The 10,144-nt window shown below is 47.7% G+C and carries 5 protein-coding genes; all 5 read left to right on the forward strand.

Annotation, left to right across the window (positions count from 1 at the left end; genetic code table 11):
- Positions 1-231, forward strand: a 231-nt coding sequence (locus ACEW8S_RS11075) for a gliding motility-associated C-terminal domain-containing protein (protein ID WP_373518216.1), incomplete at its 5' end; no start/stop codon positions are given.
- A 15-nt stretch (positions 232-246) separates the two neighbouring features.
- Positions 247-1,206, forward strand: a complete 960-nt coding sequence (locus ACEW8S_RS11080) for a type IX secretion system membrane protein PorP/SprF (RefSeq protein ID WP_373518217.1) — start codon at positions 247-249, stop codon at positions 1,204-1,206.
- A 39-nt stretch (positions 1,207-1,245) separates the two neighbouring features.
- Positions 1,246-3,183, forward strand: coding sequence for an OmpA family protein (locus tag ACEW8S_RS11085; RefSeq protein ID WP_373518218.1), 1,938 nt, complete (start codon positions 1,246-1,248; stop codon positions 3,181-3,183).
- Positions 3,184-3,478: 295 nt separating this feature from the next.
- Positions 3,479-8,965 (forward strand): LamG-like jellyroll fold domain-containing protein, encoded by a 5,487-nt coding sequence (locus ACEW8S_RS11090; protein WP_373518219.1) that lies wholly within the window; start codon positions 3,479-3,481, stop codon positions 8,963-8,965.
- A gap of 471 nt (positions 8,966-9,436) precedes the next feature.
- On the forward strand, positions 9,437-10,144 hold a 708-nt coding region (locus ACEW8S_RS11095; RefSeq protein WP_373518220.1), incomplete at its 3' end, for a hypothetical protein.

The raw sequence follows: 10,144 nt of genomic DNA on the forward strand, positions 1-10,144 counted from the left end.
GAACTGGCCCTGAACAACAGTCTACAAATTTTTAATAGATGGGGAATGCCGGTGTATCAAGGTAAGGACTACAACAATCAGAACAAGGTCTTTGACGGAAGATCACAGGGAAGAACGACCATAAACGCCCAAGAGTATTTACCGGCGGGCGTATATTTTTATATATTTGAATATGATACGGTTAATGGGCAAAATACAACCGATGCTGGCTATATTTACATCAGCAAATAACCCACAAAGCTACTTATGATCTTAAAGAATGGCCTTTTGGCGTCCCTGTTTTTAACAGTTCTTTTTTGTGGTACTGCCCTTGCCCAACAGGATGCACAGTATACCCAATACATGTACAATACCATGAGCGTAAACCCTGCCTACGCGGGGTCTAGGGGGCAATTGAGTATAGCGGGGCTTTACAGATCCCAATGGGTAGGCTTGGACGGTGCCCCGCAAACCTTTACGTTCAACCTACATTCTCCCATAAGAAACAGTAACGTGGGCTACGGCCTGTCGGTAGTCAACGATAAACTCGGGGAAGGTACGGTTCAGGAGACCTATATCGATGGCTTGGTTTCGTATACCGTAGATGTTTCGTTGCAGGGCAAATTGTCGTTCGGTCTAAAGTTGGGCGGCAATCTTTTAAATCTTAACTTCGAACAGCTGCGCCAACGCGAAGATTTTGAAGAGGCGGTAATTACGGATAATATTGAAAACCGATTTTCACCAAATGTAGGTTTGGGGGTATATTACCATACGAATACATTTTATGTAGGCCTTTCCGCGCCCAATCTGTTGGAGACCGAACACTTCGATGGATCTGATTCTGATTCCAACACACCGGATTTTCTTTCAAAGGAACGAGTTAATTTTTACCTGATTACGGGCTATGTCTTTGATTTGAACGACAACCTGAAATTTAAGCCCGCGCTGCTTACCAAAGTAGTGGGCGGGGCTCCGTTGCAGGTCGATGTTTCGGCCAACTTTCTATTTGCCGAAAAATTCTCTTTCGGGGCCGCCTATCGATGGGATGCCGCAGTAAGCGCCTTGGCCGGTTTTCAGATTACCGATCAGATTATGTTAGGTCTGGCCTATGATAGGGAAACCACGGATTTTGGGGCCACCCAGTTCAGTGGCGGATCTTTTGAGATTTTTCTAAGGTGGGAGCTGTTGAGGTCTTTCGAAAAACTGGTCTCACCACGTTTCTTTTAAACGCGCGTGCATAGTTTTTTTTAAAATAATTTGGGGCAAATGATCAAAAGGATTTACATACTTATAGGTATAACTTTTTTAGTGGGGGCAAAGGGTTTTGCCCAAGAAAAGCTCCTTGACAAGGCGAACGAGAAATATGAAGCCTACTCCTTTAGTCCCGCTATAGATATCTATAAAAAAGTGTTGGATAGGGGATATGCCTCTGCGGATCTATTGAAAAAGCTGGGCAATTCCTATTACTTCAATGCCGACTACAAAGAAGCCGCCGACATTTATAAAAGATTGGTCGACAACTATCCTGACGATACACCTGCCGAGTATTATTTTAGATACGCCCAAACCTTAAAGACCCTTGAAGATTATAAAACTTCGAAGTCCGTAATGGCCCAATTTCTAGAGGCCACCAAAGATGATGAAAGGGCATCGGCCTACAAGGACGAAAAGGATTATCTGAAGGAAATCAAAAAAAATTCCGGGCGGTTCAATGTTGCCCCGTTTCAATACAATTCCCCTTATTCCGAATTTGCCCCTTCCTTTTATAAAGAGGGATTGATTTTTTCGTCGGACCGCGATACCGGTAATTTCGCGCGCTATCGACATACCTGGAACTCCAAGGATTTTTTGGATTTGTATAAAATAAACGCGGATAGCGCCTCGGCGGCGGCGGTCACTAAGCTGGGCGATGGCGTAAACTCGAGGTTGCACGAGTCCACCTCGATTACGACCAAAGATGGCAATACCCTTTATTTTACGCGAAACAATTTAAAGGACAGGAAATCCGTCAAGGATAAAAGCGGTGTCATACGCCTCAAGATTTTTAAGGCAAGTTTGGTCGAGGGAATTTGGTCGAATATAGAAGAACTCCCTTTCAATAGTGACGCCTATTCCGTGGCGAATCCGGCGTTGAGTGCCGATGAAAAAACCCTATATTTTGTCTCCGATATGGAAGGCTCGCTCGGAGCATCCGATATTTTTAAGGTTTCCATTACTGATGACGGAAGTTTTGGATCTCCCGAAAACCTGGGTAACAGCGTCAATACAGAAGCCAGGGAAACCTTTCCTTTTGTGAGCAGTAATGACGTGCTATATTTCTCTTCCGACGGTCATCCCGGGCTCGGCGGGCTTGACGTCTTCGCCGTTCAGTTAGAAAATGGAAGTTCCGGTGATGGGGTGACGAACGTAGGGGAACCCATCAACAGTAGATTCGATGATTTTACATTTATAATCAATGAAGGGACCAAACGCGGCTATTTTGCCTCAAACCGCCCCGAGGGTAGTGGCGGTGATGATATCTACGAATTTTTAGAGGCCAAACCCCTGTTGCTGGGCTGCAAGCAACCGGTGAGTGGCACGGTCATGGATGAAATATCCAAAGAACCCCTGATAGGGGCCACCGTCAGGGTCATCGACGAGGACAATGAGGAAATTTCATCGGTCGTTACGGACACCGAAGGCAGGTATACGGTATCGTTGAACTGCAACCAAGGGAATTTTGTAAGGGCTACGATGGAAGGCTTTATACCCTCTGAGGAATATTTGGCAAAATCGGAAGGCGAGCCGAAGACCATCGATTTTTTACTGGAGCGAAATACGGTTTCGGCCGGATTCGGCGATGATCTGTCCAAACTCCTGCAATTGAGTGTAATTTACTTTGATTATAACAAGTACAACATCCGTAAAGATTCTGAGATCGAGGTCGAAAAATTGATCGCGGCCATGGAAAAATACCCTAGCCTAAAAATCAAGGTCAACGCCCATACCGACAGTAGGGGTAAGGATTCCTATAACCTTTGGTTATCCCAAAAAAGGGCGGAGGCCACCGTAGCCTACATGATTAATAATGGCATCGCCAAAGACCGCTTGAGCAGCGAAGGTTTAGGCGAGACCAAACTCATCAACGAGTGCGCTAATGGTGTAGAATGTTCGCCTGCAAAGCACGAACAGAACCGTAGGTCGGAGTTTATTATTATGGAATAGGATTAAAGTCTTTTATAAATTTAACAAGCAGTCTGCAGGGCTGCTTTTTTTTGACTCCATAGGAACTCATTTTCCCTAAATTGTACATTTCAGGATATGTCAAACCGCGATATTTCATCAGTTCACTTGACTTTAAACCAGTTACACAACATTTATTTCTGACCCCATCCCTTAAGACATACTTTTGAGGTCGATGGCCCATATCCTATGATATGAACAGAGGATGTGGGATTTTAACTTGGTCAAATCCAAAAGCTTGGTTGACCGCATATCGAAATCGAACCACCTACGACCCATGAAATTCCTTTCCGGAAATACGTTAATCTACTTTTTTCTTCTGCTGACCTCATTTGCGTATGGTCAGCAGACGTATTTGGATACGTTTAGCGCTGTTTCCTACGCCAACAATAACGGTTCTGCCAATTTTTCGATGAACTGGGACGAGGTGGGCGACGGAACAGACAGCCCTACCGCGGGAACTATACTTGTGAATTCCAATAGACTTCGGCTCAGGGAACTCAATGGCGCCTATATTGCAAGAGGGTTGAACCTTGCCGGGGCAGGCAGGACCATACTGAATTTTACGTACGATACTAGAAATCTAGGGAATGAAATAATGGGTATCGCGATGATTGACAATAATAATACAATTGTATTTATCGGAAATTTGAATTCTGGTTCTGGTACCGGCACTTTCACTTTTACACTTCCTCCAAATCTTATCTGGTCAGGTTCTGGAATAGGTTTTTTCAGCAATTCGGGGGTATGGGACGCCAACGAAGAAGCATTTGTGGATAACGTTCGGTTCACGGCATATTCTCCGCAAGAATCCCCCAGACCTTATGAAGAAAGAGAATCCGTCAATGTACAGGGTAACTTTAGAATGCGCGGCAATACCAATATCGCATGTGTTTCCGGCTGTCCCAATCCGGCCGACACGAACAATCCGCCGGCAGTTATGGGCTATGCCGACGTTGATGGCGATGGGTCGACCGTAAATTCCAGCAGCAGCACCATGAACCTGCCCCCTGCGGCTACCGTTGAATATGCCGGCCTGTATTGGGGCGGTCTATACCGAAGTTCTAGGAGCGGAATTACCAACCCTTCGGCCGCCCTGATTATGGATGTTGTAAAGCTACGCACACCCGCGGGATCCGGTTATACGACCATTACCGCAGACGTACGCAATATGGAAAGAACCGCGCAGGCACCTTGGGATACCTTTATGGCCTACGCAGATGTAACTTCTGAAGTACAGGCAGGTGGTGGTGGTAATTATTTTGTAGCCGATATCGCCTTGGCTACCGGCAGTTCGTTTACAGGTCCGTTCGGAGGTTGGACCATGGTGGTCATTTACAACGACCCTTCCGAAAAAGCAAGGAATATAGCCGTTTGGGACGGTTTCGATTTCTTTGGCTTCGGGGCCAACGATTCCTTTACCGTAACGGGACTATTGACGCCTTCAATAGGGGCTTTCGAATGCCATGCGGGCTATTTCGCTTTCGATGGAGAGAGGAATCAGTCTGGCGATTATGTTGAAATTAATAACAATCCGTTATCCAACGCTTTAAACCCTGCTAATAATGCCCTGAACGGAACTATATCCGAATTCGGGGTAGATGTCGGTGGCCGAAATCCGAACTTCGGTTACAGTTGGGGCATGGATATCGATACCTATGACGCCAGCGGATTTGTTCCGAATAACGTTACTAATCTTAACGTAGAACTGGGCAGCAGCAGCGAAGGCATTTGGGGCGGAGTTTTCGTGACCTCGAACGAGATTGCGTTTCCTGCCGTCGCAAGTAAGATATTTTCCCCGGGCACGATTGTAATCGGTGATGAGTCTACGGTTAGCATTAACGTCGAGAACCCTTCGAACGGGGTTTCCCTGACCAACTTCTCATTGACCGATAACTTCCCCGCCGGCATGATTTTATCGACTACTCCTAATGCGTCCTCGTCATGTGGAGGAACGATTACCGCAAATTCTGGGGTGAACGGTTTTACGGTCTCCGGTGCCAACCTTCCCGCCGGTGCTACCTGTACGTTTACCTTTGATGTGGTCACAACTTCAATTGGCACATTTGACAACACGATCTCTCCCTCCGACATATCCAACGATCAGAATATTCCCTTGCGTGGTGAATCTACCGGTACACTGACCGTGTTGCCTTTGCTCGACACTGACAACGACGGGGTGGCCGATAGAACCGATCTCGATGACGACAACGACGGCATTTTGGATGCCCACGAAGAAAGTTGCGGGCCCGACGTGGCCGGTTTTGATGCGTATTGGAATCTTGAGAATTCGTCTAATGACACTTCGGGCAACGGTCGCAACGCAACTGCCGGTAGCGTTGGCTATTCGTCGGATAGCCGAAAGGGGATATTTTCCGCGTCCTTTAATGGAACTTCCGAATATCTCAGGTATAGCGATGGTACGTTTCTCAATCAGCAGCTGACCAACTTTAGCTACTCGTTTTGGGTAAAGCCGGCGGATTTTTTGGGAATTCAAACACTTATGGAAGAGGGGGGTAGCGGTACCGGAATCGCCATACGTCTCAACGGCAATGTGCTCGAAAGTGCCGTTCGAGAGGGAGGTGCGGGCAGTCAGGTCGGTACTTCCAATTTTACCTTTCCGAACGACGGTAATTGGCACCACATCGGTCTTACCTATGCAAATGGTGCTGTAATTATGTATTTGGACGGTGTCTCAAGTACGTCGCTCAATACCGGTTTTGGGTCGTTGGCCGCCCATGGCGATGGACAGCACTTTGGTAGAACGGAGGGATCTGATGCCTTTGGTTCGGGAGCGGGAAATTATTTTGAAGGCCTTATGGATGAGCTCGTACATTATCCCATAGCTCTTTCAACAGCGCAGATGGCAGCTATGTACAACGGCACCTGTGATACCGACAATGATGGTACGATAAACCGTTTGGATACCGATAGCGATGCCGACAGCTGTTTCGATGCCGATGAAGGGTATAACGACTTGAACGCCGATACCGACGATAATGGCACCTATGGAAGTGGAACACCGGCTGTAGATACCGATGGAAAAGTAGTCGGGGCCTTGTATTCCGTACCTGTTGATACCGACGGTAACGGCACACCGAATTTCTTGGAAGCCGGTTCGGGGGTAACGATTACGGCCCAGCCACAGGACCAAACCGTAAATTCTGGTGACACTGCCATTTTTTCCGTTTCCGTAACTGGAAATAACCAGGTGTATCAGTGGTTTGTCAGTACGAACGGGGGCGGCAGCTATTCGGCTATTTCCGGAGAAACCGCAAGTTCCTTGACGATACCCAATGCTTCCGCTTCCGGGGACGAAAATTTATACCGTGTCGTAGTAAACGACTTCAACAATCTTTGCGGTAATCGAACATCCATATCGGCAGTTTTACGGATCAACAATATGCCTCCCGTTGTCGATGCCGAGGGTGATCAAGACTATTGTCCGGGTTTTTCCATTCCCATTGCGGAAAGCATAAGCATTACCGACCCCGACGACTCGGTTACCACGGCGGTCTATATACAGATATCTTCCGGATATATCAATGGGGAGGATTTGTTTACCTTGACCGGAACACATCCCAATATTACGGCTACCTGGAATGCCTTGGAAGGGGAACTTTCCCTCACCGGTCCCGCTACCTATTCCGAATTCGAGGCGGCCATACTTGCCGTTGAATATACGAGCAGTGCGGCGGCACCGACCGGATGGAGACAGTTTTCGATTACCGTAGGCGAGGCGAACTATTTGCCGGCAACAGGGCACTACTATATGTATATAGACGATGTAGGGATTACCTGGACGGATGCCAACGCGGCGGCCAATGCAAGCACGTATTTCGGCCTTCAGGGCTATCTGGCTACCCTGACCTCGCAGGAGGAAGCCGATTTCTCGGGATTGCAGGCCGCCGGCACCGGATGGATCGGCGGTAGCGATGCTGCGACCGAGGGCGTATGGGAATGGGTTACCGGTCCCGAAGCCGGACTCAATTTCTGGAACGGAGCCATTGGGGGAAGTTCACCGAATTTTGCCTTTTGGAATACGAACGAACCCAATCAGGCAGGCAATGAAGATTACGCACATCTCACCCACCCGAACGTTAATGCAAACGGGTCTTGGAACGATTTGAGCAATACCGGGGCCGCCTCCGGTAATTACCAGCCCCAAGGCTATGTGGTGGAATATGGGGGTATGTCGGGGGATGCTACCTTGTCCATCAGCGATGTAACCAGTATCACCATGGTAGAACAGGCATCCATTAGTACACAACCTGCAGATCAAACGGTCGAGGATGGGAACAATGCGACGTTCTCGGTGACCGCTTCCGGAACCAATCTGGCCTATCAATGGCAGGAAAGTACGGATGGCGGATTTACTTTTACGGATATCCCAGGGGCGACGAATGCCAACTATTCCTTCAACGCCAATTTAGGGGATAACGGTAATCAATATCAGGTTGTGGTCAGCGATGGTGGCAACGTATGTGCCCCGGCCGTCTCGTCGTTTGCGACCTTAGAGGTGTATCCCGATTCGGATGGCGACGGCATTCTTGACAATACCGATCTCGACGATGATAATGATGGTATCCTGGATACCGTCGAATGTCCCGCCTCCGTGCTCTGGGTAACCGATGGAACCGCATCGGCTCCGGAACAGAACGCGATCGACAAACTGACTGCCTTGGGCTATACAGTTACGGTGGTAGACGACGGGGTGGGCGGTGATGCCGATAATTATGCGGTAACCTTTTTGTACGAGGACGTCAATAGTGGTACGGCCGCCGCCAATGTGGCGAACATGGCGACCACAGTTAACGGGATTATTACAAGTGAATCCGCACTGCACGATGAAATCTTGGGCGGGGTTTCCGGATTGAACGCCAACGGCACTTTTATTACCATAACCGACAATACACACCCCATTACCGCCGGTCTGCCCCTTGGGAATTTGAATATCGGTCAGGCGGCCCATCATGCCGGCAACCTAACGTCAGGTACGGTATTGGCGGACCATGCCAACGGCAACATTGGTATTGCGGTCTGGGAAAAGGGACAGGCTATGGAATCGGGAACGGCACCGGGCAGAAGAGTGATAGTGCCCTTTTCGAACGATAATGCACCGTTCAATGCCGCAGCGGAAGATATTTTGGTCAACGCCATAGTTTGGACCGCCGGTAATTCTTCATGCGACACCGACAACGATGGTGTCGACAATAGTCTGGATTCTGATAGTGATGGCGATGGCTGCAACGATGCCAATGAAGCCTATGCGGATTCCAACGCCGACGCCGACGGAAACGGATTCTACGGGAACGGTAATCCACCTGCCGTAAATTCCGATGGTACGGTAGTGGCAGCTTCCTATCAGACCCCGGAGGATAGTGACAACAACGGCACCTACGATTTTCAGGAAGCGGGCACAGCAACCACCATTTCCGCACAACCAATCGATACCAGCGCCTGTCCCGGTTGTAACGCAACTTTTATGGTCACTACATTGAATGCCGACACTTTTCAGTGGCAACTTTTCAATGGCAGTATATGGACTAACTTGACCGATTCCGGAATTTATAGCGGAACAAATTCGAATACGCTCATGATTACGAACGCCACATCCTCGGAAAACGGCAATCAATATCGGTTGGTGGCATCTAATTCAGGCTACGTGTGTACCATCGAAACTTCCAATACGGCGATTTTGACCCTAAAAGTAAATACGGTCATTACCAACAGGCGAATTACCCATCGGGTCAACAAGGATTAAGCGGAAGGTAGCACAAGTATTTCTAGTACATACATCCGAATTTTCGTACAGTTTATCTTCCAAACACATTGATTTTAGGGCATTTATCGATAAACGAAAATCGGTAAGACTTCATCTTTTTAGCTCTTTACACTACTTTCTACTGTGTACACAACATTTATTTTTAAGGCAATCAGAGTCCGCTTAATTTTATAACGTGTAGTTGAGCCTTTTCCCCTTATCCGGTTCACCACGACCCAAAGCATGATTGACTTAACCGAACTTGATTCAGGTTTTCAAATGGAAAACAAAGTGGCTTTTAGGATGTTATTGCATCCTCTTCACCATAGCCAAAATCCCTATAGCGATGGCTCCCCGGAAAAGTATTCAGCTTAGGAATTTAGAAGAACACACTTGCAATAATCTGATTTTCAGTCAGTTTTATTCCAAGGGTAAAAATAAACCGATACGGTACAAAGTAAAGTAATGACCATGAAGAATTTAATTGTAATCCTAGTATTTTTAGTTTCCGGACTTGCGATGGCGCAGACCACGGTCACGTTGGAAGACCAGTGTAATTGCGAGGTACTAAGCGGCACCGCAGTCACCGCCGCAGGTATGACTTCACCGGGCGGAGCCGATCTTGGGGATATCTATGTCAACACCAATACCGGAACTATTTATTTCTGGGATGGTAATTCTTGGGAGTTGACTTCTACGGATAGTCAGCAATTGCAGCCATTTACCTTTGACAATGTTACTGGGGAATTGACCTTGACTTTGGAGAATGGTGGAACTTCAAGCATATTGCTTCCTTTGCAGACGTTGACCAGCTTGACCCTGAACGGAAATTCTTTGGAGTATGAGGATGAAAACGGACTTACAAATACCATTTCGCTCAATGTAGGGAATCTGGCACTTGGTGCGGACGGGAACTCTTTTGATTATACGAACGAAGATAGTGTTACCACGAACATACCCTTAAATGTTGGCACATTATCGTTTGCACCCGCCACCCGTGAACTCACGTATGTCAGTGAGCTGGGTGCGGCTACGGTCATCACTTTGCCCGATGATACCATAACGACAATGACCGGTACCTCGGCAACAGGAAACGCTATCGGCGTCTACGAAAATGAAAATGGCGATTTGGTAACCATTAACGAAACCATCACTTCTATGTCAGATATAGGCGATGGA

Origin of the sequence: Pricia sp. (assembly GCF_041745955.1) — a bacterium.
GTDB lineage: Bacteria > Bacteroidota > Bacteroidia > Flavobacteriales > Flavobacteriaceae > Pricia.